The organism is Streptomyces sp. 1114.5 (assembly GCF_003635085.1).
Taxonomy (GTDB): Bacteria; Actinomycetota; Actinomycetes; order Streptomycetales; family Streptomycetaceae; genus Kitasatospora.
This window is the reverse complement of the sequence record NZ_RBXE01000001.1, coordinates 3,499,622-3,521,429: the sequence shown is the minus strand read 5'-3', so window position 1 is coordinate 3,521,429 and position 21,808 is coordinate 3,499,622. Positions and strand designations below refer to the sequence as shown.

The following is a 21,808-nucleotide window of genomic DNA, read 5'->3' as shown; positions in this document are numbered from 1 at the left end:
CGGCAGGAAGCACTACTTGCGCAGCAGCAGGATCACCCCGGCCGTGGCCAGGCCGACCACGACGGCGGCCACGCCGTACGCCAGGCGGTGCGCCCGCACCACCGGCAGGAAGCGGTCCACGGCGTAGCGACCCGGGCCGGTCAGCGCGAGCGCGGCGGCCCCGGCGGTCAGCAGCAGCTCGTACTCGTTGCCCTTCGGAGCGAAGAAGCCGCCGCCCCAGGTGACGGCGATCGCGTTGACCATGGTGCCGACGATCGCGGCGCCCGCAAGCGGGGTCAACAGGCCTACGGCCAGGGCGAGTCCGCCCAGCGTCTCGGTGAGGCCGGCCACCACGGCCATGGCGTGGCCGGCCGGGTAGCCGCTCATGGTGAAGAACTGACCGGTGCCGTCGATCCCACCGCCGCCGAACCAGCCGAACAGCTTCTGGCTGCCGTGCGCGGCCATGGTCAGGCCGAGGGCCAGGCGCAGGAGCAGGAGTCCGGCGTCGTAGGCGTGCGGGGAGGTCGCCGTCGCGGGGCCGGAGGTCGCTCCGGCCGGGCGGACGGTGGGGCTGGTGGCGGCGGTCGTGCTCGGGCTGCTGCTCGGCATGCGCGTCTCCATCGATCGAGGGTCGGTCGTCGCCGGCCGGAGCCGGCGTGAGTGCAAGGTGCGGTGAAGGCGGCGGGCGGGGGTCGTCACCCCGGCACCATTGTTCAAATTTGAACCGGCCGCTCCTCGACCGTACCCCGGAGTTCGAATTTGAACAACTGACGGCTGGTGAACGACTCGCGGGCCCCACCCTGGTCGGGGCAGGGTGGAGGCATGGCTCAACGCAGGCAGCACCAGCGGGCAGCGCGCACCGGCACCCCGTACACCGAGGCCCTGGACGCCTTCGACGAACGCGTCCGGCTGATCACCCCCGACCAGTGGGACTCCCCCACCCCCTGCGCCGACTGGTCCGTCCGCGACCTGGTCAACCACCTCACCGGCGAACAGCTCTGGGTACCCGAGCTGCTGATGGGCGCCACCATCGCCGAGGTCGGCGGCCGCTTCGACGGCGACGTGCTCGGCGCGGACCCGGTCGCCGCCTGGGCCGACGCCGCCACGGCCGCCCGGGAGGCCTGGGCCGTCCCCGGTGCCACCGAGCTGACCGTCCACCTCTCCTTCGCCGACGTCTCCGGTCAGTACTACCTGGACCAGCTCACCACCGACCTGGTGGTCCACACCTGGGACCTCGCCGAGGGCATCGGCCGGCGCACCCGGCTCCCCGCCGGCCTCGTCGACTTCGCACTCGGCGAGATCACCGGTTACGGCGACCTCTCCGGCAGCGGGCTCTTCGACCCGCCGCTGCCGGTGGCCGACGACGCCGGCCCGCAGACCCGGCTGCTCGCCCTCACCGGGCGGCGGGACGGAGGGTGACCAGGCTGTTTCGGAGGGCGATCGCAGGCCCGCCCGGTCGATCGGCCCGACGCCGGATACTGGAAGGTGCGGGGGCAGACTTCCGTGCGAGAGGCGGGCACCATGAGTCGCAGGCCGGACATCCTCGACGAGTTCACCGCCGACCACCGGGCGGTCACCGAGCTGCTCGACCGGATCGAGGCCGCCCCGGCCGGCGGCACCGACCGCGGCGAGCTGGTGACCCGCCTGACCGACCTGCTCTTCGCCCACTGCGCAGCCGAGGAGGAACACCTCTTCCCGGTCGTGCAGCACGACGTGCCCGACGGCGGGGCGCTGGTGTTCGGCAGCATCCACGACCACCTGGCGATCGGGCAGTACCTCGCCGACCTCCAAGCCCTCGGCCCGGCCGACCCGGCCCTCGAAACCCTGCTGCGCGGCCTCGCCGACACCCTGCGACGACACCTGCGCAGCGAGGAGGAAGGGATCTTCCCCGCCGCCCGCAAGGCCCTGCCCGCCGCCGCCCGCACCGCCCTCGGCGACCGGCTGCGGGCGGAGCGCGCGGAACTCGGCGCGCCGCCCGAGTGATCGGGGCTCGGGGGCTCGGGGGCTCCGGGGTCAGGAGGTCAGGGGCCGGTCAGGCTTCGGGGCCGGTCAGGCTTCGGGGCTGATCACCGCGAACCGCGCGCCTTCCAGGTCCTGCAGCCGGGCCACCCGCCCGTAGGGGGAGTCGAAGGCCGGGCCGAGCGCCACACCGCCCAGCTCGACCGCGCGGGCCAGCGCCCGGTCGGTGTCCGGGACGGCGAAGAACACCTCCCAGTGCGGCGGCATCCCCGCCGGGCCGCCCGCCTGCTCCTTGGCCAGCGCCGCGACGCTGTTGCCCTCCGCGCGCAGCACCACCCGGTCGTGCTCCCAGCGCACCTCGAAGCGCTCCGGGTCGCGGCCGTCCCAGCGGAACACCTCGCCGTAGAACAGCGCCGCCGCGAACGGGTCCGGGGTGCGCAGCTCGATCCAGACCGGGGCGCCGGGCAGCTCCAGCTTCCGGGCCCGGCCCGGCGGGCCCTCCCAGATGCCGAACACCGCGCCCGCGGGGTCCGCCGCGATGGCGACCCGCCCGGCGTCGAAGGCCAGCGGACCGACGGCCAGGGTCGCGCCGCGCTCGCGCACCGCGTCGGCGGCGGCGTCCGCGCTCTCCGTCCCGAAGTAGCTGGTCCAGGCGACCGGGATCGCCCCGCCCTCCGCGACGCCCAGGCCGGCCACTGCCTCGCCACCCGTCACCGCGTGCACGTACGGCCCGAAGCGGTCCGGCCCGGGCTCGAACTCCCAGCCGAGCAGCGGCCCGTAGAACCCCTCGGCCCCCTCCAGGTTCCGGGTCATCAGGCTCACCCAGCACGGAACGGCCGCCACACAACGCACCTTGGCGGTCTCACCGCTGCCCATCGCGAACCTCCTCGCCCACCCGGCGGCCGGGCCCCTCCCGACTCCCACGACCCACCGGCCGCCCGGGACGCCCACAGCCTAGGGGGCCACCCCGGACACCCTTGGGAAGCCATGCCCGGGATCAGCGCACCCAGTTCTTCAGCGGCTCGGTGTCCAGCGAGATGCCCACCGGCTCGGGGAGGTGGACGGCCTTGCCGAACGGGAGGATCCGGACGCTCTCGTAGCGCACGCCGTCGGGCTGGCTGTGGACGACGACCTCGGCGGAGTCCCGGTCGATCAGCAGGTAGACGGGGATGCTGGCCTCCGCGTAGGCCCGGGGCTTCTCGACGCGATCCCGGCGGTCGGTCTCGGAGTCGAACGAAGTGACCGCCGCAACCATCAGCACGTCTTCCGTCGTGGCCCAATCTCCCCGCCCGACGAAGGCGTCCGCATCAGCAAGCGTGCCGTCCGGACGAGCGAACCCGCCCCGATAGCCCTGGATCTTCAGCCCCTGGTCATGGACATAGAGCTCCGGCCGGGCCTGAATGCAGATCCGGTTGAGCCACTGGATGATGCGGCCGTGGTCGCCGTCCGGCACGGGCTTGATCCCCAACTTCCCGTTGATGAACTCCAGCCGGATGCCTTCGACAGTCCGCCCCAGATGACGAGCGAACTCCTCGAACTGCTCGGGCAGCATCTGCGGGCGGTCGGAGATCGCGGTCACGGGCCTTCCCCCTTCGCCTGGGCACCCTCCGGGGGAACGAACTCACCGTCGGATGGCTACTGGCTGCGTGGCTTCCGACGATAGCGCCCGCCGCAGCCGCAGGCCGCCCTGATCGGCGAGCTGTGGGCGTGGACGCCCGACAGCACCGAGATGTGACCCAGGTCACATCGACAGAGGAAATTCCGGGGACAGATTCCCCGTTTCCGATTACATTGGCAGAAGCGGGGAGAACTTCCCCGGTACTATGGAGGAGCAGTCGTCGTGACCACCGCAGCCGCTGAGTCGGTCCGTCCCGCGGGGAGCGTCCGCACGCCGAAGTTGCGTGCCGACGCGAGCCGGAACCGGGAGCGGATCGTGGTGGCGGCCCGGGACGCGTTCGTCGAGCACGGTGCGGATGTGCCGCTGGACGAGATCGCGAAGCGGGCGGGGGTCGGCAACGCCACCTTGTACCGGAACTTCCCGGACCGGATGGCGCTGATCCGCGAGGTGGCGCTGCTCGTCAAGAACCGCATCCTGGCCCTCGCCGAGACGGCGACGGTGGAGGCGGACACCCCTGACGGCAGCGGCCCGTTCGACGCCCTGCAGCGGTTCGCGCACGCGGCCGTCGCGGAGAAGGTCGGCGGACTCTGCCCGTTGTTCACCAGCCATGTCGACCCGTACGACCCGGAGTTGACCGAGATCCGAGAGCGCCTGCGGTCCGCTGTGAGCGGACTGATGGAGCGCGCCCGGGCCGCGGGCGAACTGCGGCCGGACGTCGACCACGGTGACCTGTTCATCGCGATGGGCCAGCTGACCCGACCGCTGCCGGGCACCTCCTGCGGCCTGCTGGAGGAGTTCGTCCACCGGCACCTGCAGCTGTTCCTGGACGGCATGCGCGCGCCGGCCCGTTCGGCGCTGCCCGGCCGGGCCGCGACCTTCGAGGACTTCCAGCCCCAGAACTGATCCGAGCACCGATCCCAGAACCGACCGACCACCGGCACTGACCCGCCGGCACCGACCAGCCGGCACCGACCGACCGGCGTCGCTGCGCCGCGCCCTGCGGCCGCGCCTGCACACGCCTTCAACACGCCTTTCCTGCAAGCCTTTTCACCGTACGGCGATCCGTCGTTCCCGTACGGCAGTCGACCGTTTTCACGCACCACGCACCGTGAAGTGAGTACCCCCATGTCTCGAACCGACGCCCGACCGGCGACGCTGCCCGATCCCCGGCGCTGGAAGGCGCTGATATTCATCGGCCTCGCCCAGCTGATGGTCGTTCTCGACGCGACCATCGTGAACATCGCCCTGCCCTCCGCCCAGCGGGACCTGGGCATCACCGACGGCAACCGCCAGTGGGTGATCACCGCCTACGCGCTGGCCTTCGGCGGCCTGCTGCTGTTCGGCGGCCGGATCGCGGACCTGTGGGGACGCAAGCGGACCTTCATCGTCGGCCTGACCGGCTTCGCCCTGGCCTCCGCGCTCGGCGGTGCCGCGGCCAACACCGCGATGCTGCTCGGCGCCCGCGCCCTGCAGGGCGTGTTCGGCGCGCTGCTCGCCCCGGCCGCGCTGTCGCTGCTCGCGGTGACCTTCACCGAGGCCAAGGAGCGCGCCAAGGCCTTCGGCATCTACGGTGCGATCGCCGGTGGCGGTGGCGCCATCGGCCTCATCCTCGGCGGCCTGCTGACCGAGTACATGAACTGGCGCTGGACCTTCTTCGTCAACATCCCGTTCGCCATCGTGGCCGCCGTGGGCGCCGTCATGGTGATCCGCGAGCCCGCCGAGGGCCGCAACCGCAACAAGCTGGACGTCCCCGGCGTCCTGCTGGTGACCACCGGTCTGGTCTCCCTGGTGTACGGCTTCACCCGGGCCGAGTCGCACGGCTGGACGGCCGGCAGCACCCTGGGCCTGTTCGCCGCGGCCGCCGTGCTGCTCGCCGCCTTCGTGCTGGTGGAGCTCAAGGTCAAGGCCCCGCTGCTGCCGCTGCGCGTGGTCCTGGACCGCAACCGCGGCGGGGTGTACCTGTCGCTGGGCATGGCCGTGATCGGCATGTTCGGTCTGTTCCTCTTCCTGACCTACTACCTGCAGATCGTGCTCGGCTACAGCCCGGTGCTGACCGGCGTCGCCTTCCTGCCGATGGTGGCGGGCATGATCACCGGCTCCACCCAGATCGGCGCCCGGCTGATGACCCGGGTCCCGGCGCGCTACCTGATGGCGCCCGGCTTCCTGGTCGCCTCGATCGGCATGTTCCTGCTGACCCACATCAGCCTGGACACCTCCTACCCGGCGCTGATCCTGCCCGGCCTGATCCTGATGGGCCTCGGCATGGGCACCGCGTTCATGCCGGCCATGAGCCTCGCCACGCACGGCGTCCAGCCGCGCGACGCCGGTGTGGCCTCCGCGATGGTCAACACCTCGCAGCAGGTCGGCGGCGCCATCGGCACCGCGCTGCTGAACACCATCGCGGCGAGCGCGACCACCAGTTGGCTGACCTCGCACGTCACCGGCGCGGCCGCCGCCTCCCCGGAGGCCGCCAAGGCGCTGCAGTTCCAGGGCATGGTGCACGGCTTCTCGACCGCGATCTGGGTGTCCTTCGGGATCCTGGTGGCGGCCGCCGCGGTCGCCTTCACCTTCATCAACGCCGGCCGGCCCGACGCGGCGGGTGCGGGCGCCGGCGAGGGTGCCGTGAAGAGCGACGAGGTGCCGGTGCTGGTGCACTGACGCCACGGGCCCCGCGGGGTCACTCGGGTGCGTACGCGGCCCGTCCGGTGTTCCACGACACCGGGCGGGCCGCTCGCCGTTTCCGGGCCCGGTGAACCTCGACTGACGGCTCCCCCGCTCGACGGCACCCCCGGGTAGAAGTGGGGATCACTCCCCGATTAAGGTGGGCGCCAGTACGAAACGGGGGCATCTCCCCGTTTTCTTCGGACCGAGGTGCGTGCACATGACCCGGAAACAGAGCCCAGGGCGGGGGCAGCGGGCCGCCGACTGGGCGGACGGCCGGCTGGGGATCTACTCCCTGGCCAGGGCCAACCTGCGGAAGATCTTCCCGGACCACTGGTCCTTCATGCTGGGCGAGATCTGCCTCTACACCTTCCTGATCATCATCCTGACCGGCGTCTACCTGACCCTGTTCTTCAAGCCGAGCATGGGCGAGGTGATCTACGACGGCTCGTACGTGCCGCTCAAGGGCATCGGGATGTCGGAGGCCTACGCCTCCACCGTCGACATCAGCTTCGAGGTGCGCGGCGGTCTGCTGATCCGGCAGATCCACCACTGGGCGGCGATCGTCTTCGTCGCGGCCATGTTCGTGCACATGATGCGGGTGTTCTTCACCGGCGCGTTCCGCAAGCCGCGCGAGATCAACTGGCTCTTCGGCTTCCTGCTGCTGTTCCTCGGCATGCTGGACGGCTTCTTCGGCTACTCGCTGCCCGACGACCTGCTCTCCGGCACCGGCATCCGGTTCATCGAGGGCGTGGTGCTGGCCGTCCCGCTGGTCGGCACGTACATCCAGATGTTCCTGTTCGGCGGGGAGTTCCCCGGGCACGACATCATCCCGCGGTTCTTCACCATCCACGTGCTGCTGATCCCCGGCATCATGCTCGGCCTGCTGGTGGCGCACCTGATCCTGGTCTTCTACCACAAGCACACCCAGTGGGCGGGCCCCGGCAGGACCGAGAAGAACGTCGTCGGCATGCCGCTGATGCCGGTCTACATGGCCAAGGCCGGCGGGTTCTTCTTCCTGGTCTTCGGCATCATCGCGCTGGTGTCGGCGATCGCGACCGTCAACCCGATCTGGTCGTACGGCCCGTACCGCCCGGACCAGGTCTCCACCGACGCGCAGCCTGACTGGTACATGGGCTTCGCCGAGGGCCTGATCCGCGTGATGCCCGGCTGGGAGATCGGACTGTGGGGCCACACCCTCAACCTCGGGGTGCTGATCCCGTTCCTGCTGTTCCCGGTCATCCTGTTCGCCATCGCGGTCTACCCCTTCGTGGAGGGCTGGATCACCGACGACAAGCGCGAACACCACCTGCTCGACCGACCGCGCAACGCGCCCGTGCGCACCGCGCTCGGCGCCGCCTGGATCAGCCTCTACCTGGTGATGCTCGCCGGCGGCGGCAACGACCTCATCGCCACCCACCTGCACCTGTCGCTCAACACCATCACCTACGCGGTGCGCGCCGGCGCCTTCGTCGTCCCGGTGGCCGTGTTCGTGGTCACCAAGCGGTGGTGCCTCGGCCTCCAGCGCCGGGACCGCGACAAGGTGCTGCACGGCCGCGAGACCGGCCTCATCAAGCGCCTGCCGCACGGCGAGTTCACCGAGGTGCACGCCGGGCTCGCGCCCGCCGAACTGCACCGGCTCACGGCACACGAGCAGCCCCGCCCCCTCGAACTGCCCGCCCCCGTCGACGAGAATGGAGTCGCCCGCCCGGCCGGAGTGCTCACCCGCACCCGGGCCAGGCTGTCCCGCGGCATCCACGGCGAGCACGCGCAGATCCCCAAGCCCACCGCCGAGGAGTACCGCGAGATCACCGAGGGCCACGGGCACTGACCCGCCCCCCACACCAGAGGGAGGACATCGTGCACGACCCGACCGACCAGCTCGCCGACAGCAGATACCTCCTGCTGACCACCTTCGCCGAGGACGGCAGCCGGCTGGAGTCGCAGCTCTGGGTGGTGCCCGACGGCACGGCACTCGGAGTCTGGACCCCGGCCCACTCCGGCGAGGCCGAACGGATCCGCCACCACTCCCGGGTGCTGATCGGCCCCTGCGACGCCCGCGGGCGCCCGACCGGCCGTAGCCTCCCGGCCCGCGCACGGCTCTGCGACGCCGACGCGACCGCGCGCTACCGCACCGAGCTGATCAACAAGTACGGGCTGACGGCGCTGATCGCACTGGCCCGCAGCCGGTTCCGGGTCGGGCTGGCCGGGACGGTCGGGATCCGGATCACGCTGAACGAGCTGGAACAGCGGCTGGTCGGGCCCGAGTGGCAGCCGCCGGGCACGTACTGCGTGAACTGAGGGCGGTCGCAGAGCCGTTGGGCGATCGCGCCGGACTGGCGCGGTTGAGCTCGCGGTTGAACCCGTGGTCGAGCCCGTCGAGTGCCGGGTCCGGATGCGGCCGGACGCGGCGCTCGGCGTTTCCGCGTTCGCGTCGTACGGAACGGACGGGACGGGCGAGACGCGGGACGGGCGGGACGGGCGGCCTCAGGGTCCGTCGTCGTCCGGAGCCCGTGCCAGGTCCCCGGGCTCGCAGGCCTCCCGGCCCGTCCCGACGTGGACCACCTTGACCGCCCGCTGCGGACCGCCGGGCACGACCTGCTGCTCGTGCCCGCAGCGCGGGCAGATCAGCGGGATCCGGGGGCGGGTGGTCGGCTCCCGTTCGGCGCCGTCGCCGCCGGGTCGCGCGGTCGTCACGTCAGCGGGTGGGTCGGGACCGGGCTGACCTCCTGGATCTCGCCGTGGGCCTTGGTGAGCAGTTGCGAGGCGAGGTCGTTGAGCGCGCGGGCCCCCGCGACCTCCTCGCCGACCCGCAGCTGGTCCGGGTCGGAGGGGTGGCGGCTGCTGTAGCCGTGGGCACGCAGTTCGGTCCCGTCGCCGAGCCGGAGCAGGGCGGCGGCGCTGGTCCGCGGACCGTCCTCACGGAACTCCATCTCGATGTGCCAACCGACCAGAGTCTGCATGGCGGATCACCTCCATCGGTTACTCCTCCAGAGTGCGCCGCACCCAGCGTGAACACCAGGCAGCGGGTTCGCGGGCGGATTCCGGAGCGGATTCCGGAGCGGGTTCCGGGGCGAGTTCCGGGCCACCCCGGGGGCAAGTTGAACGCGTTCAAGTCGACGGCGTAGAGTCGGCGGCGAAGCTCATTTGAACGCGTTCAAGGGGGGTGGGCCCGCCATGGGGAAGGGCACCACGGAACTGGTGGACCTGCTGGTCCTGCTGGGCATGGGCGCCGTCGTCCCGCTCGGCCTCGCCCTGATCGACGAACCCGGACTCGCCCGGATCCGCCGGCTCTGGCCGCTCGCCGCCGTCCCCGGCGCCCTCTCGCTCTGGCTGCCACGTGGCGCCCTGGCCGCCGGCCCGGCCGTCGTCTACGCCCTGGGGACCCTGGCCATCGCCCTGCACGCGCCGCTGCGACTGGCCCGCACCCGCTCGCTCGCCCCCGCCGAGATCGCCGTGCTCACCGCACTCGCCGCGCCCTCCGTCGCCGGGGTCGCGCTGGTCGCCGAACGCTCCGGATACCCGCTCTTCGGCTTCGAACCGCACATCCTGGCGCTGACCGTCCCGCACTTCCACTACGCCGGGTTCACCGCCGCCCTGGTCGCCGGACTCGTCTGCCGCACCGCCGACCCCGCCTCCCGCCCGGCCCGCTGCGCCGCGCTCAGCGTCCCCGCGGGCACGCTGCTGGTGCTGGCCGGGTACTTCCTCGGCAACTGGTGGCAGTTCGCCGGAGCCCTCGTACTGGCCACCGGCATGTGGCTGGTCGGCCTGGTCACCTGGCGCGAGCTGCGCCCCCGGGCCGGCGACGCCGCCGCCGCCCGGCTGCTCGCCGTCTCCTCGGCCGTCCTCGCGGTCACCATGCTGCTCGCCCTCTGGTGGGCGCTCGGCCGGGCCGCCGGACTCCCCCACCCCACCCTGACCTGGATGGCCGCCACCCACGGCGTCGGCAACGCACTCGGCTTCGCCCTCTGCGCCCTCCTCGCCTGGCGCCGCCTCAGCGCGGACCGCACCGCCACCGCCCGCACCGAAACCGCCCGCACCGCCACCCCGGAGGCCCGCCGATGACCGACTTCAGCTACCCCGAGCAGGGCGCCAGCGCCACTTGCACCCTGCCCGACGGCTACCACCACCTACGGCACCGGGCGCTGATCGGCCACGGCCGCGCCGCGCTGACCGTCGCCGGAGCCGCCCTGCTCGGGTGGCGGATGCACCGGCTGGCAGGCGTGCGGATCGACGCCGACGCGGAGCAGGCGGCCCCGGGCGTCGCCGTCCACTGTGCGATCGGCGTCGGCCCGCTGCGCGCCGGGGCCCCGAACCGGGTGCTGGCCGCCGTCGACGGCCCGGACCGCTACGGCTTCACCTACGGGACGCGGCACGGCCACCTGGCCCGCGGCGAGGAAACGTTCCTGGTCGAAATGGGGCCGGACAAGGCGGTCTGGTTCTCCGTCACCGCCTTCAGCCGGCCCGTCGCCTGGTACGCCCGGCTGGCCGGCCCGCTGCTCCCGCTCGCCCAGCGCGCCTTCGCCCGCCGCTGCGGGCGGGTGCTGGCCCGGATCGCGGCGGACGCGGGGTAATCCTTTGGCGGCGCGGGCGGACCGTCCGGCATCATCCCCGGGTGATGCTGATGCAGCCCGTCCTGGAGATCCACGCCCCCGACGACTTCGCGCTCTGGCCCACGGGTGAGCACGAGGCCTGGGGGTACCTGGCGCTGAACGGGCAGTTGACGCCGGCCGAGGTGGGCACGGCGGTGTGGCGGCTCACCGACGTCAACGACGTCGACCCCGACGAGGACGACGAGCGCGGCCCGCGCCCGGAGGACCCACTGGGCGCCTTCCTGCACGGGCTGCTCACCATGCCGGACCTCTTCGCCCCCGGCGGCCTACGGGTGACCGACCCCGTCACCGGCACCGTCTTCACCCCGGGCTGCTGCACCGGCCTGGAGGAGTGGCGCGCCTGGCTGGACGTCACCGACGGCTCGGGGTCCGCCTGGTTCGGCCACGACCCCGACGCCCGGGTCGAGTGGGTCGGCCGGACCGTCAAGCTGACCCAGGACGCCGACGACGAGAACAGCCCGGTGATCGAGCTGCCGCCGGACGAGCTGCGCCGGCTGCTCGCCGGAGCCGAGCAGGACCTGCGCGACTTCCTCGCCCTGGCAGCGAGTTGGGCCGAACGGCAGCTGCCCGAGCACGCCGCGGCCGTCACCGCCGCACTCGCCCGGGCACTCGACCTGGAGCCGGGTCCGGCGCTGGGTTCGGAGCTGAGTCCGGAACCCCCGGCATGACCAGTGTGCGCACATGACCGACGCGGGCACGCCGGAGCCGTACGTGCCGGACCCGACCGCCGCTCACTGATTCATGCGTGGTGGGCCGGGACGGCGACCAGGAGGGCGCCGGTGCCCTGGACGCGCACGTCGAAGTGGTCGATCTCGCCGGGCTGGAGGGCTGCGCCGCCGGTGGTGCGCAGATCGCCGCTCGGGCCGCCGTAACCGCTCGCCGGGACGGACCAGGTGTTCACCGTCTGCTGCTCGCCGTTGTGTGCCACGGCGACCAGGCTGCAGGTCAACGGGCCGTGTACGCCGCCGAGTTGCATGCTGATCCGGCTGCCCCAGGTGGTGCCGTCCACACCGACGGTGGCGTGCGCGCCGGTGGTCGGGTCGGTGGCGCTGAACTGTTCGGCCACGGCGACCACGGCGGGGGTGCTTTCGGCGGTGAGCACCGCGGCCGTCACGGCGGGGCCCGCGGCCATCATCGCGGTCGCCGCCAGGGCCAGCGCGAGCCGCCGCACCCGGCCGCGCCGCCGGACGGCCCCGATCTCGGCGACCAGCCGGCCCAGGAGCTGCGGCTCCGGCTGCGGGGCGGGGCCGGCCGGGTCCAGTCCGGCGGCCACGGCGGAGGCCGTGTACTCGGCCAACAGCGCTTCCATGAAGCCGAGTTCGGCCACCTGCTCGGCGCACTGCGGGCAGTCGGCCAGGTGCCGCTCGAAGGCGGCGCGCTCGACGGGCTCCAGCAGGTCGAGGACGTACGCGCCGACGTCGACGTGCTCCGGCCCGCCCGCTTCGGGGTCGGGCCCGCCGGGCACCGGGTCGGGACGCCTGATCACGATGTCACTCCCCGTTCCTCCAGCGCGAGCCTGAGCGAGCGCAGTGCGTAGAACACCCGCGACCGGACGGTTCCGGCCGGGATGCCGAGTTCGGCGGCCGCCTCGGCGGTCGTGCGGCCCTTCAGGTAGGTCTCGACGATGATCTCGCGGTGCGCCGGCGAGAGGTCGGCGAGCGCGTCCGCGACGGTCATCATCCGTAGGGCCCGGTCGAGTTCGTCCTCGGCGGGCAGCAGTTCCAGGGCGGCGGCGTCCACCTCGCGCGGTCTGGCCCGGGCGCTTCGGTGGCCGTCGATCACGATCCGCCGCGCGACGGTGACCAGCCAGGGCCGCAGCGAGGCCGCCTGCGGGTCGAGCCGGTGGATGTTGCGCCAGGCGCGGACCAGCGTCTCCTGGACGACGTCCTCGGCCCGCTGCCGGTCGCCGGCGACCAGGTGGAGCACGAAGCCGAAGAGCGGTCCGGCGTGCTCGTGGTAGAGGGCGCGCATCAACTCCTCGTCGGACGCCCCCGTGCCGTGGCCGGCCGTGCCGCCGACGGGGTGCTCCTCGGTCACCACTTCATCGTTGCGCACCCGGGCCTCCTGGTCGAGGGCGGTCGTCATCGCTCAGCTGCCCGGTCGGTCAGTAGCCCGGGATGCTGGGCATCGGGCTGGGGTTGGCAGGGCTCGGGGTGGCCGGGCCGGGGTTCATGGGGCTGGGGGTGGCCGGGCCGGGGGCGGAGGTGCCGGTGCCCGCCTTGCCGCCGCTCGGGGTCACCGCGAACCAGGTGCCGGCCACGCCCTGGCCCTTGGTGTCGCCGGGCTTGGCGTCCTGCGAGTAGCGGTAGACCGGCCGGCCGTTGAGGGTGATCTGCTTGGTGCCGTCGGAGCGGGTGACGGTGCCGACCAGCTTGCTGTCGATGCCCTTGACCGTCACGTCGCCGTTGGCGTGCTCGGGCGGCCAGATCGTGGCGCAGCTGCCGTTGCAGGAGGACTCCGGCGGGTTGTCCCTGTCCTGGTCGAAGCGGTAGAGCGTGAAACCGGAACTGTCGGTGACGATCGCGCCCAGCTTGGGGTCGGTGGCGGCCTGCAGGGTGGCGCCCGTCGGGGCGCCCGGGCTGCTCGACGTGCTCGGCGCGCCGGCCTTGCCGCTCCCGTACGACCCGCCCCCGGAGGACCCGCAGCCGGCGATCAGGGCGGCCACCGCGATGCCGGAGGCGGCCAGCACGGCGGCCCGCCGGGTACGGGGGTTGCTGCGCATGGGGTGCCTCCCGCGGCCGGAACGGAGTGGACACCCTTCTGTACGGGCAGTGCCGGCCGGCTGCTCAATGGCGCCGGAGGGCGTCCGGAATACGGTGCCGGGTGGCGCCGTTGTCGCGGGCACATGGCCTGTACCGCAGCATCCGGAGAGGAAGGGACCGCGAGATGAGCAGCACGGTCGAGCTGACCAAGGAGAACTTCGACGACATCGTCCCTGGCCCGGAGGGCAAGGACTTCGTCTTCATCGACTTCTGGGCCGGGTGGTGCGGGCCGTGCCGGCAGTTCGCCCCGGTGTACGAGAAGGCGGCCGAGCGCCACTCCGACCTGGTCTTCGCCAAGGTGGACACGGAGGCGCAGCAGGAGCTGGCCTCCGCGTTCGGGATCCAGTCGATCCCGACGCTGGCGATCATCCGTGAGGGCGTGCTCGTCTTCTCGCAGGCCGGTGCGCTGCCGGAGGCGGTGTTCGAGGACCTGATCGACCAGGCCCGCGGCCTGGACATGGCCGAGGTGAAGCGCAAGGTCGCCGCGGAACAGGCGGCCGACGGCCAGGCCTGAGCCGGCGCCGCCGGGCCGGCGCGCAGCCGGGCCGGCGCGCAGCCGGGCGACGCGCCGATGGCATCGAGGGGCCCGGGGACTCGTACTCCTCGGGCCGCGCCCGGAGGTGCGTCCGCTCCTAGAGTCGTCGGCGGAAGGCCCCACCGACGGAGGAGTGATCCGCCATGAGCACGTTCGTACTGGTCCCCGGGTTCTGGCTCGGCGCCTGGGCGTGGGACGAGGTGGCCGCGCCGCTGCGCGCCGCCGGGCACACCGTGCACGCCGTGACCCTGCCCGGGCTCGCGGAACGCGCGTGCGAGAGCGGCGAGTTCGGCCTGGAGGACCACATCGCCGACCTGGCCGACCTGCTGGTCCGCGAGGACCTGTGGGACGTGGTGCTGGTCGCGCACAGCGGCGCCTGCGCCCCGGCCGGCGGGATCGCGGACCGGATGCCGGAGCGGATCCGCCGGGTGGTCTACCTGGACTCCGGCCCGGTGGTCGACGGCGGTTCGCTGTACGACCTCTGGCAGCCCGACTACCGCGAGGCGGCCGACGCCTCGGTGGTCGACGGCCGCCTGCCGATGCCGCCCTGGGACTTCCTCGCCGCCCACGGCGCCAGCGTGGAGGGCCTGGACGAGGCCGCGCTGGCCCGGATCGGCGCGCGGGTCACCCCGCACCCGGCCGGGGCGTACCGGGACCGGCTGCACCTGACCGGCGCCGGGGCCGCCCTGCCGCAGGCGCTGGTGTCCTGTTCGTTCCCGCTCTCCCAGGTGCGCGCCCTGATCGCCTCCGGCCACCCGTGGTTCGCCGGGCTCGACGGGCCGAACTGGGAGCTGCGCGAACTGCCCACCGGGCACTGGCCGATGTTCTCCCGCCCGGCCGACACGGCGGCGGTGCTCGCGGAGTTCGCCGCGATCTGAACCCGCGCGTGTCCGTCCGTCGCGCGGGCGCGTCCGGCCCGGCAGGATGGGGCCCACGCCGCACCCGAACGGGCCTCGGGCCCCGGGGGCGGGCAATCCGGCCGTACCGGACCGCCCGCCGCCGAGCGGGGCGGGGGCGACCCATCGAGACGACGGAGGACCGTGTATGACCAGCACCGCCGAGGAATACGACGTCATCGTCCTGGGGGCCGGCCCGACCGGCGAGAACGTGGCGGACCGGACGGTCGCCGCAGGGCTGCGCACGGTGGTCGTGGAGGCCGAGCTGGTCGGCGGCGAGTGCTCGTACTGGGCCTGCATGCCGAGCAAGGCGCTGCTGCGCCCGGTGGCCGCGCTGGCCGACGCCCGGGCGGTGGCCGGCTCCCGGGAGGCGGTCGGCGACCGGCGGCTGGACGCGGCCGCGGTGCTGGCCCGGCGGGACTCCTTCACCTCGCACTGGAGCGACGACGGCCAGGTGCAGTGGCTGCGCGACACCGGCATCGACCTGGTCCGCGGCCATGGCCGGCTGGCGGGCGAGCGGACGGTGACGGTGGAGGCCGAGGACGGCAGCGAGCGGGTGCTCACCGCCCGGCACGCCGTCGTCGTCTGCACCGGCAGCCGTCCGGTGCTGCCCGGGCACGTGTCGGGGCTCGCCGACGCCCGCCCGTGGACCAACCGGGAGGCGACCGGCGCACCGGCCGTCCCCGGACGGCTGGCGGTGGTCGGCGGCGGGGTGGTCGGGGTGGAGATGGCCGCGGCCTGGCGGGCACTCGGCTCCGAGGTGGTGCTGCTGGTGCGCGGTGGGGGGCTGCTGCCCAGGATGGAGCCGTTCGCGGGCGAGCTGGTCGCCGAGGGCCTGCGGGACGCCGGGGTGGACGTCCGGTTCGGCACCGAGGTCACCGCGGTGGAGCGGGCCGACGGCTCCGGGCCGGTGACGCTGACGCTCGGGGACGGGGAGCGGTTGACCGCCGACGAGGTGCTGTACGCGACCGGCCGGGCCCCGCGCACCGCCGACATCGGGCTGGAGCAGGTCGGGCTGAAGCCGGGCGCCTGGCTGGACGTGGACGACAGCTGCACGGTGCTCGGCGTGGACGGCGGGTGGCTCTACGCCGCCGGGGACGTCAACCACCGGGCGCTGCTCACCCACCAGGGCAAGTACCAGGCCCGGATCGCGGGCGCGGCGATCGGCGCCCGCGCCCAGGGGCGCCCGCTGGACACCGCGCGCTGGGGCGCGCACGCTGCGTCTGCCGACCTGGCGGGCGCGCCGCAGGTGGTGTTCACGCAACCGGAAGTCGCCGCCGTCGGCCTGACCCTGGCCGCCGCCGAGGAGGCCGGGCTGCGGGTCACGTCCGTCGACCACGACCTCGGTGCCGTCGCCGGGGCCTCGCTGTACGGCGACGACTACCGCGGCCGGGCCCGGGTGGTCTTCGACCTGGACCGCCAGGTGCTGGTCGGCGCCTGCCTGGTCGGCCCCGGCGTGGCCGAGCTGCTGCACTCGGCGACCGTCGCGGTGGTCGGCGAGGTGCCGATCGACCGGCTCTGGCACGCGGTGCCGGCCTACCCGACGATGAGCGAGGTGTGGCTGCGGCTGCTGGAGGGCTGCCGGGGGTGACGGGCCCGGCTGCCGGATGACGGTCCCCCGACCGGCGGGATGACGCCACTCGACGGGCCGACGGCCTCCCGGGTGAGCGCACGGCCTCCCGGGTGAACGGCGCGGCCTCCCGGGTGAACGGCGCGGCGAGATGTGACCACCGGTGAACGGCGGGACACTGGCGGTCGGGGGCCGTCCCGGGGGGCCGTACTCGTGACCAGGTGGTGTGAGACATGACCGAGGTGCTGTTGGCCGTCGGAACCGAGAAGGGCCTCTTTCTCGGCCGCAGCCGCGACCGGCTGACGTGGGAGTTCAGCGGGCCGCACTTCCCGATGAACGCGATCTACTCCGTGTCCGTCGACCGCCGGGGCGGCCGCACCAGACTGCTGGTCGGCGCCGACAGCAGCCACTGGGGGCCCTCGGTCTGGCGCTCCGACGACCTCGGTGCCAGCTGGTACGAGCCGCCGCGGCCCGCCATCCGCTTCCCCGAGTCCACCGGCGCCTCGCTCACCCGGGTCTGGCAGCTGCAGCCCGCCGGAGCGGAGGCCCCCGGCGTCGTCTACGCGGGCACCGAGCCCGCCGCACTGTTCCGCTCCACCGACGGCGGCGAGACCTTCACCCTGGTCGAGCCGCTCTGGAACCACCCCCAGCGACCGCAGTGGGGCGCCGGCTACGGCGGCCAGGGCCTGCACACCATCCTCACCGACCCGCGCGACCCGCAGCGGCTGCTGGTCGCTGTCTCCAGCGGCGGCGTCTACCGCAGCAAGGACGGCGGCGACAGCTGGGAGCCCTCCAACACCGGTCTGCGCGCCGAGTTCTTCCCGCCGGACAGCCAGTACCCCGAGTTCGGCCAGTGCGTCCACAAGATCGCCCCGGACCCGGTCCACCCCGACCGCCTCTACCTGCAGAACCACGGCGGCGTCTACCGCAGCGACGACTGGGGCGGCAGCTGGCAGTCGATCGTCGACGGGCTGCCCGCCGAGTTCGGCTTCGCGGTCGCCGCCCACCCGCACCGGGGCGACACCGCCTACCTCTTCCCGCTCGGCGGCGCCGACGACCGCATCCCGCCCGGCCGCCGCTGCCGGGTCTTCCGCACCACCGACGGCGGCACCAGCTGGCAGCAGCTCGCCGACGGCCTGCCCGGCGAGGACCACTACGGCATCGTGCTGCGCGACGCCCTGCGCACCGACGACGCCGACCCGGCCGGGATCTACTTCGGCAACCGGACCGGCGAGGTGTACGGCAGCCACGACGAGGGCGAGAGCTGGTCGCTGCTGCTCTCCCACCTGCCGGACGTGCTCTGCGTCCGGGCGGCGACGGTGGCCTGACGGGCCGGACGGCTGCTGCCTGATGGAACGGACGGTGGCCTGGCCCACCGGGAGTCCGGAGGACCTCAAAACCGGTTGCCCGACGGCAGATCCTCGGTGACCATGGGCCGCCGACGAACGACCGTACGACTCTCGTGAACAGGACGGGGTGGGCCATGGCCGAGGACTGGGTGGTCAGGCACGACGGCGAGGGCACCCCGGTGCTGCGCTACCTGCCGGGCGAGCGGGAGGGCCGGCCCTGGGCCGACCTGCTGGAGGTGCTGGACGAGTCGGTGGACGCGGCCGGGTACATCCGGGCCGAGCTGCCCGGGTGGGTCGTCTCCGGCTCCCCCGAGCTGGGGCAGCGGCTGGTGGCGGACGGCGCGACGGTGCTGCGGCACGCGCACACCTTCCGGCGGGACCTGCGCGCCGATCCCCCGCCCGCCGACTGGGCCGGGGCGCCGCTGCGCGAGGGCCTGCGGGCCGTGCCCTGCGACCGCGCCCCCGAGGACCTGTTCCCGGCCTGGCGGGCCGCCTTCGGCCCGGGGCACGTCGACCACTTCCACGCCGACGACGCCCGGGCGCTCGCGGAACGGCTCGGGCTGCTGCTCGCCGGAAAGGCCATCGGCCCCGTCCTGCCGTCCAGCGTGCTCGCCGTGGACGCCGAGGACCGCGTGCTCGGCGCGGCGATCCTGACCGACCGCAACGCGCAGCCCTGGGTCGGCGAGGTCTTCCGGCACCCGGAGCTCGGCTACCGCGGCCTCGGTGCCGACCTGCTGCGCCGGGCCGTCGCGGACGCCGCCGCGCGCGGAGTGGCCGGCCTGGGGCTGGCGGTGTCCGAGGGCAACCCGGCCCGCCACCTGTACGAGTCGCTGGGCTTCGTGCTGCAGGAGACCTCCCTGACGGTGCTCGTGCCCGACGCCGGGTGACGCCGGGTGCCACCTCCGCGCCCGCCCGGCCGCAGGACACGCCCTACGGCCGGGCGAGCTCCAGGATGGCGATCCCGCCCAGGACGGTGAACGCCGCGGTCACCCGCAGCCGGCCGAGGCGCTCGCGGAACACCACGGCGGCGATCAGCGCGGCGATCACGATGCTGGTCTCCCGCAGGGCCGCGACCGCGGCCAGGTTCCCCCGGGACTGCGCCCACACCACCAGGCCGTACGCCGTCAGCGAGAGCACCCCGCCCACGATCCCCAGTGGCACCGCCCGGCCCGCCCCGGCGAGCAGCGACCGGCCGCGCCGGACCCACACGATCAGCGCCAGCAGCGGCCCCTGGAGCAGGAACAGCCAGGCCACGTAGCCGCCGACCGTCCCGGCGTGCCGGACGCCGATGCCGTCCAGCACCGTGTAGCCGGCGATCATCACGCCCGTCCCGGCGGCGGCCCCGAGCGCGGGCAGCTGTGCCCGCCCGGGCCAGCCGCGGGCGAAGGCGAGCCCGATCAGGCCGCCGGAGATCACCACCACCCCCAGCAGCTCGCCCGTGCCCAGGTGCTGGCCGAGCAGCGCGGCCGATATCAGGGCCACCAGCAACGGCGCGGTGCCCCTGGCGATCGGGTACATCTGGCCGAAGTCGCCCAGCTGGTAGGCGCGCAGCAGCAGGAGCGTCGACGTCACCTCGACCACGACCGAGGCCAGCAGGTACGGCCAGCAGGCGGCGGCCGGCAGCGGGTTGAGCGCCACCAGGACGACGGCGCACGCGGCGTAGGTCAGGTTGATCAGCGCGAAGCCGACCAGCTTGTCCGGGATCCGGTGCGCCAGCCCGTTCCAGACGGCGTGCAGCACGGCCGACGCGAGCACGGCCACCGGCACGGCCGAGACGACTCCGGACACGGCGAGTCCGGACACGGCGACTCCGGACACGGCGACTCCGGGCATGGCGACTCCGGGCATGGCGAAGCTCCCCTCCGACGGCCCGCCGGAATTCCGACGGGCTTGGAACCGAATTCCACGCTACCCTAGACCCATGGAACGACATTCCGAATTCACGCCGCTGGAGTCCGGGCTGGCCGCGCAGATCCGCGCCCGGCTCGGCGAGCTGCGGGGCACCGAGGCGCGGGTCGCCCAGGTGGTGCTCGACCGGGGCGCCGACCTGGTGCACCTGGGCGTCAGCGATGTCGCGGCGCTGGCCGGGACGGCCCCCTCCTCGGTGGTCCGGGCCTGCCAGCGGCTCGGCTTCCGCGGCTACCAGGAGCTGAAGATCGCCGCCGCCCGGCACGCCCCCGCCGCCACGCCGGCCCCCGCGGAGGACGGCGATCCGGCCGCCCGGGCGCTCGCCGACACCCTGCGGGCCGCCCGCGAGGCCCTGGACGGGATCACCGCCACGCTCTCCGCCGAGGAGCTGCGGGCGGCCGCCGAACTGCTGGCCGACGCCGACCAGGTGGTGCTGGTCGGCTCCGGATTGTCGGGCGCAGTGGTCCTCGACCTCGCCTACCGGCTGCGCGCGCTCGGACTGCGCGTCGACGCCCCCGCCGACCCGCTCACCGCCCAGCTCGCCGCCGCCGGCCTGCCGCCCACGGGCGTCTGCTTCGCCGTCAGCCACGGTGGCGCCACCCCGCTGGTGATCGACGCCGCACGCCGGGCCCGTACGGCCGGGGCCGCCGTGATCGCGCTCACCAGCTACGCCCGCTCCCCGCTCACCGAGACGGCCACCCGCACCCTGGTCGCGGGCGGGCAGGACCTGGTGTTCGGCCTGGAGACCACGGCCAGCCGGCTGGCCCACCTGGCCGTCGTCGACGCCCTCACCCAGACCCTGCTGGTGCTGCGCGGGCGGCCCGCCGAACAGGCCCTCGGCCTCTCGGCGGACATCTGCGCGGACCACGCCTACTAGGGCCGGTCCGGAGGCCGGTGCCCGCCTTCGACCCGGGCGCCGTAGACCACGACCATGGTCAGGCTGACCGCGACCAGCAGCTCCGCCCAGAAGAACGCCGCGTAGTCCAGCAGCGAACCGATCGGCGGGCTGCCGGGCGCGGCGTTGCGCATGCCGACGAGGGCGAACAGCGTCGCCGCCATCCAGCCGAGGGCGGGCCAGATGATCCCGCGCCGCTGCCGGACGATCAGCCAGGCCGCCACCAGCGCGGACAGCGCCAGCGCCCACATCGCGGCCATCATGAACCAGGCCAGGATGAAGGTGCTGCGCGAGCGGCTGATCCGCTCGGTGACCGCGGTGGCGCCGCCCTCGCTCCCCGTGGCGCTCCGCTTGAAGACGAAGAACGGGTCGGCCTCCTCGATCGCGATCACCACCGCCGCGGGCTGCCCGCCCAGGGTGGCCTGGAAGCCGATCGGCGTGTGGTAGCGGTCGAAGGGGTAGTCCGTGACCCGCCCGTCGACCAGGTTGAACGTCACCATGCTGGAGGCGATCTGCTGCCCCGCCGGGTACCTGATAGAGGTCTGCTCCAGCGAGGTGGTCTCCAGCACGATGTCCCGGGCCGGCACCAGCGGGTCGTCGGCCTCCTGCAAGGCGCCGCCGTGCGGCAGGAGCAGGACCTTCGCGGTGAGCGTCTGCGCGGCCGCGTCCACCCGCTGGAGCACCACGTGCACCTCCAGGAAGTCCGGGCCGGGGGCGGTCCCGATGATCTGGGCGTGGCCGCGGCTGGACCGCTCGTCGACGTAGAGCAGCAGCCCCGCGACGACGAACAGCACGATCGCCGTGGCCACGGCGTACGCGCTCCAGGGCCGGACCCTCGGCCGGACGGCGCTCGCGGCCCGCGCCCGGGAGTGCAGGCGCACCCGCGGCCGGGCCTTGGGTCGCGGGGGCCGGGTGGCCCGGCGGTGCGGCGGCGTGCTCATCGACCTGCTCCCACGGTCGGCGGCGACGACGGAGGCCGCCCGTTCCGCCACCCTCCGCGCGGCGCCGCCCGCCCCGCAACCGCAGACGGCCGATCGGGGCCCGCTCCGGGGTTCGCTCAGGG

General features: G+C 73.9%; 25 protein-coding genes. 15 read left to right on the top strand and 10 right to left on the bottom strand.

Going from position 1 to position 21,808, the window contains the following annotated elements; genetic code table 11:
• Positions 1-12: 12 nt before the first annotated feature.
• Positions 13-588, bottom strand: a complete 576-nt coding sequence (locus BX285_RS15710) for a DoxX family protein (protein ID WP_097238553.1) — start codon at positions 586-588, stop codon at positions 13-15.
• Between the two features lie 213 nt (positions 589-801).
• Here BX285_RS15710 and BX285_RS15705 point away from each other — a divergent pair, with 213 nt between their 5' ends.
• A complete protein-coding gene (locus BX285_RS15705; RefSeq protein ID WP_121175470.1) occupies positions 802-1,398 on the top strand; it encodes a TIGR03086 family metal-binding protein in 597 nt (198 codons plus the stop codon).
• 102 nt (positions 1,399-1,500) lie between these two features.
• The gene (locus BX285_RS15700) at positions 1,501-1,962 is read left to right on the top strand and encodes a hemerythrin domain-containing protein (RefSeq protein ID WP_121175469.1); all 462 of its coding nucleotides are present in this window, start codon (positions 1,501-1,503) and stop codon (positions 1,960-1,962) included.
• 66 nt (positions 1,963-2,028) lie between these two features.
• Here the strand turns inward: BX285_RS15700 and BX285_RS15695 are convergent, their stop codons facing one another.
• Together BX285_RS15695 and BX285_RS15690 are read right to left on the bottom strand one after the other, a co-directional pair.
• Positions 2,029-2,751, bottom strand: a complete 723-nt coding sequence (locus BX285_RS15695) for a VOC family protein (RefSeq protein ID WP_259470542.1) — start codon at positions 2,749-2,751, stop codon at positions 2,029-2,031.
• 184 nt (positions 2,752-2,935) lie between these two features.
• Positions 2,936-3,517, bottom strand: coding sequence for a Uma2 family endonuclease (locus BX285_RS15690; protein ID WP_121175467.1), 582 nt, complete (start codon positions 3,515-3,517; stop codon positions 2,936-2,938).
• A gap of 261 nt (positions 3,518-3,778) precedes the next feature.
• Between BX285_RS15690 and BX285_RS15685 the strand changes: the two genes are divergently transcribed.
• From BX285_RS15685 to BX285_RS15670, 4 genes are all read left to right on the top strand, one after another.
• Positions 3,779-4,459, top strand: coding sequence for a TetR/AcrR family transcriptional regulator (locus BX285_RS15685; protein ID WP_097238548.1), 681 nt, complete (start codon positions 3,779-3,781; stop codon positions 4,457-4,459).
• 222 nt (positions 4,460-4,681) lie between these two features.
• Complete coding sequence (locus BX285_RS15680) at positions 4,682-6,214, top strand: MFS transporter (RefSeq protein ID WP_121175466.1); 1,533 nt, start codon at positions 4,682-4,684, stop codon at positions 6,212-6,214.
• Between the two features lie 223 nt (positions 6,215-6,437).
• Positions 6,438-8,048 carry a cytochrome bc complex cytochrome b subunit gene (locus BX285_RS15675; RefSeq protein WP_121175465.1) on the top strand — a complete coding sequence of 537 codons (1,611 nt, stop codon included), beginning with the start codon at positions 6,438-6,440 and terminating at the stop codon, positions 8,046-8,048.
• A gap of 29 nt (positions 8,049-8,077) precedes the next feature.
• Positions 8,078-8,518: a PPOX class F420-dependent oxidoreductase gene (locus BX285_RS15670; protein ID WP_310794212.1), complete on the top strand. Its 441-nt coding sequence runs from the start codon at positions 8,078-8,080 to the stop codon at positions 8,516-8,518.
• 186 nt (positions 8,519-8,704) lie between these two features.
• Here BX285_RS15670 and BX285_RS15665 read toward each other — a convergent pair whose 3' ends face one another.
• Positions 8,705-8,914 (bottom strand): hypothetical protein, encoded by a 210-nt coding sequence (locus BX285_RS15665; protein WP_121175464.1) that lies wholly within the window; start codon positions 8,912-8,914, stop codon positions 8,705-8,707.
• Positions 8,911-9,180, bottom strand: a complete 270-nt coding sequence (locus BX285_RS15660) for a DUF1876 domain-containing protein (RefSeq protein ID WP_030059398.1) — start codon at positions 9,178-9,180, stop codon at positions 8,911-8,913. The genes BX285_RS15665 and BX285_RS15660 overlap by 4 nt, the downstream gene beginning before the upstream one ends.
• A 214-nt stretch (positions 9,181-9,394) precedes the next feature.
• On the opposite strand from BX285_RS15660, the gene BX285_RS15655 reads away from it, so the two are divergent.
• Genes BX285_RS15655 through BX285_RS15645 form a run of 3 tightly spaced genes read left to right on the top strand, consistent with a single transcriptional unit; the run spans position 9,395 to position 11,498 of the window.
• Positions 9,395-10,282 (top strand): YndJ family protein, encoded by an 888-nt coding sequence (locus BX285_RS15655; protein WP_121175463.1) that lies wholly within the window; start codon positions 9,395-9,397, stop codon positions 10,280-10,282.
• Complete coding sequence (locus BX285_RS15650) at positions 10,279-10,791, top strand: DUF1990 family protein (protein ID WP_097238543.1); 513 nt, start codon at positions 10,279-10,281, stop codon at positions 10,789-10,791. Before BX285_RS15655 ends, BX285_RS15650 begins: the two co-directional genes overlap by 4 nt.
• 44 nt (positions 10,792-10,835) lie before the next feature.
• Positions 10,836-11,498 (top strand): hypothetical protein, encoded by a 663-nt coding sequence (locus BX285_RS15645; protein WP_310794231.1) that lies wholly within the window; start codon positions 10,836-10,838, stop codon positions 11,496-11,498.
• Positions 11,499-11,569: 71 nt separating this feature from the next.
• Here BX285_RS15645 and BX285_RS15640 read toward each other — a convergent pair whose 3' ends face one another.
• From BX285_RS15640 to BX285_RS15630, 3 genes are read right to left on the bottom strand one after another with little or no spacing between them, the layout of a single operon-like run.
• Positions 11,570-12,316 (bottom strand): zf-HC2 domain-containing protein, encoded by a 747-nt coding sequence (locus BX285_RS15640; RefSeq protein ID WP_179852920.1) that lies wholly within the window; start codon positions 12,314-12,316, stop codon positions 11,570-11,572.
• Complete coding sequence (locus BX285_RS15635) at positions 12,313-12,915, bottom strand: sigma-70 family RNA polymerase sigma factor (protein WP_097238540.1); 603 nt, start codon at positions 12,913-12,915, stop codon at positions 12,313-12,315. Before BX285_RS15635 ends, BX285_RS15640 begins: the two co-directional genes overlap by 4 nt.
• A gap of 19 nt (positions 12,916-12,934) precedes the next feature.
• Entirely contained in the window at positions 12,935-13,552 is a 618-nt protein-coding gene (locus BX285_RS15630) for a hypothetical protein (protein ID WP_097238539.1), read from the bottom strand.
• Between the two features lie 164 nt (positions 13,553-13,716).
• Between BX285_RS15630 and BX285_RS15625 the strand changes: the two genes are divergently transcribed.
• The 5 genes from BX285_RS15625 (at position 13,717) to BX285_RS15605 (ending at position 18,829) form a co-directional block, all read left to right on the top strand.
• Positions 13,717-14,106 carry a co-chaperone YbbN gene (locus tag BX285_RS15625; protein WP_097238538.1) on the top strand — a complete coding sequence of 130 codons (390 nt, stop codon included), beginning with the start codon at positions 13,717-13,719 and terminating at the stop codon, positions 14,104-14,106.
• A 164-nt stretch (positions 14,107-14,270) separates the two neighbouring features.
• Complete coding sequence (locus BX285_RS15620; RefSeq protein ID WP_121175461.1) at positions 14,271-15,005, top strand: alpha/beta fold hydrolase; 735 nt, start codon at positions 14,271-14,273, stop codon at positions 15,003-15,005.
• 166 nt (positions 15,006-15,171) lie between these two features.
• The gene (locus BX285_RS15615; protein ID WP_179852919.1) at positions 15,172-16,614 is read left to right on the top strand and encodes an NAD(P)/FAD-dependent oxidoreductase; all 1,443 of its coding nucleotides are present in this window, start codon (positions 15,172-15,174) and stop codon (positions 16,612-16,614) included.
• 212 nt (positions 16,615-16,826) lie between these two features.
• Positions 16,827-17,921 (top strand): exo-alpha-sialidase, encoded by a 1,095-nt coding sequence (locus BX285_RS15610; protein ID WP_121175460.1) that lies wholly within the window; start codon positions 16,827-16,829, stop codon positions 17,919-17,921.
• 155 nt (positions 17,922-18,076) lie between these two features.
• A complete protein-coding gene (locus tag BX285_RS15605) occupies positions 18,077-18,829 on the top strand; it encodes a GNAT family N-acetyltransferase (protein WP_121175459.1) in 753 nt (250 codons plus the stop codon).
• A 43-nt stretch (positions 18,830-18,872) separates the two neighbouring features.
• Here BX285_RS15605 and BX285_RS15600 read toward each other — a convergent pair whose 3' ends face one another.
• Positions 18,873-19,790, bottom strand: a complete 918-nt coding sequence (locus BX285_RS15600; RefSeq protein ID WP_259470541.1) for a DMT family transporter — start codon at positions 19,788-19,790, stop codon at positions 18,873-18,875.
• Positions 19,791-19,863: 73 nt separating this feature from the next.
• On the opposite strand from BX285_RS15600, the gene BX285_RS15595 reads away from it, so the two are divergent.
• A complete protein-coding gene (locus BX285_RS15595) occupies positions 19,864-20,727 on the top strand; it encodes a MurR/RpiR family transcriptional regulator (protein WP_121175457.1) in 864 nt (287 codons plus the stop codon).
• Here the strand turns inward: BX285_RS15595 and BX285_RS15590 are convergent.
• A complete protein-coding gene (locus BX285_RS15590) occupies positions 20,724-21,686 on the bottom strand; it encodes a DUF4436 family protein (RefSeq protein ID WP_097238532.1) in 963 nt (320 codons plus the stop codon). The two genes, BX285_RS15595 and BX285_RS15590, sit on opposite strands and share 4 nt — an antisense overlap.
• Positions 21,687-21,808: the final 122 nt, after the last annotated feature.

What these genes read in the sequence shown, in the direction of transcription:
- BX285_RS15600 (WP_259470541.1), bottom strand. Translation starts at nt 19,790, where the DNA reads ATGCCCGGAGTCGCCATGCCCGGAGTCGCCGTGTCCGGAGTCGCCGTG.
- BX285_RS15700 (WP_121175469.1), top strand. Translation starts at nt 1,501, where the DNA reads ATGAGTCGCAGGCCGGACATCCTCGACGAGTTCACCGCCGACCACCGG.
- BX285_RS15635 (WP_097238540.1), bottom strand. Translation starts at nt 12,915, where the DNA reads ATGACGACCGCCCTCGACCAGGAGGCCCGGGTGCGCAACGATGAAGTG.
- BX285_RS15595 (WP_121175457.1), top strand. Translation starts at nt 19,864, where the DNA reads ATGGAACGACATTCCGAATTCACGCCGCTGGAGTCCGGGCTGGCCGCG.
- BX285_RS15605 (WP_121175459.1), top strand. Translation starts at nt 18,077, where the DNA reads ATGGCCGAGGACTGGGTGGTCAGGCACGACGGCGAGGGCACCCCGGTG.
- BX285_RS15675 (WP_121175465.1), top strand. Translation starts at nt 6,438, where the DNA reads ATGACCCGGAAACAGAGCCCAGGGCGGGGGCAGCGGGCCGCCGACTGG.
- BX285_RS15705 (WP_121175470.1), top strand. Translation starts at nt 802, where the DNA reads ATGGCTCAACGCAGGCAGCACCAGCGGGCAGCGCGCACCGGCACCCCG.
- BX285_RS15710 (WP_097238553.1), bottom strand. Translation starts at nt 588, where the DNA reads ATGCCGAGCAGCAGCCCGAGCACGACCGCCGCCACCAGCCCCACCGTC.
- BX285_RS15630 (WP_097238539.1), bottom strand. Translation starts at nt 13,552, where the DNA reads ATGCGCAGCAACCCCCGTACCCGGCGGGCCGCCGTGCTGGCCGCCTCC.
- BX285_RS15660 (WP_030059398.1), bottom strand. Translation starts at nt 9,180, where the DNA reads ATGCAGACTCTGGTCGGTTGGCACATCGAGATGGAGTTCCGTGAGGAC.
- BX285_RS15620 (WP_121175461.1), top strand. Translation starts at nt 14,271, where the DNA reads ATGAGCACGTTCGTACTGGTCCCCGGGTTCTGGCTCGGCGCCTGGGCG.
- BX285_RS15645 (WP_310794231.1), top strand. Translation starts at nt 10,836, where the DNA reads ATGCTGATGCAGCCCGTCCTGGAGATCCACGCCCCCGACGACTTCGCG.
- BX285_RS15680 (WP_121175466.1), top strand. Translation starts at nt 4,682, where the DNA reads ATGTCTCGAACCGACGCCCGACCGGCGACGCTGCCCGATCCCCGGCGC.
- BX285_RS15655 (WP_121175463.1), top strand. Translation starts at nt 9,395, where the DNA reads ATGGGGAAGGGCACCACGGAACTGGTGGACCTGCTGGTCCTGCTGGGC.
- BX285_RS15625 (WP_097238538.1), top strand. Translation starts at nt 13,717, where the DNA reads ATGAGCAGCACGGTCGAGCTGACCAAGGAGAACTTCGACGACATCGTC.
- BX285_RS15650 (WP_097238543.1), top strand. Translation starts at nt 10,279, where the DNA reads ATGACCGACTTCAGCTACCCCGAGCAGGGCGCCAGCGCCACTTGCACC.
- BX285_RS15610 (WP_121175460.1), top strand. Translation starts at nt 16,827, where the DNA reads ATGACCGAGGTGCTGTTGGCCGTCGGAACCGAGAAGGGCCTCTTTCTC.
- BX285_RS15615 (WP_179852919.1), top strand. Translation starts at nt 15,172, where the DNA reads ATGACCAGCACCGCCGAGGAATACGACGTCATCGTCCTGGGGGCCGGC.
- BX285_RS15590 (WP_097238532.1), bottom strand. Translation starts at nt 21,686, where the DNA reads ATGAGCACGCCGCCGCACCGCCGGGCCACCCGGCCCCCGCGACCCAAG.
- BX285_RS15695 (WP_259470542.1), bottom strand. Translation starts at nt 2,751, where the DNA reads ATGACCCGGAACCTGGAGGGGGCCGAGGGGTTCTACGGGCCGCTGCTC.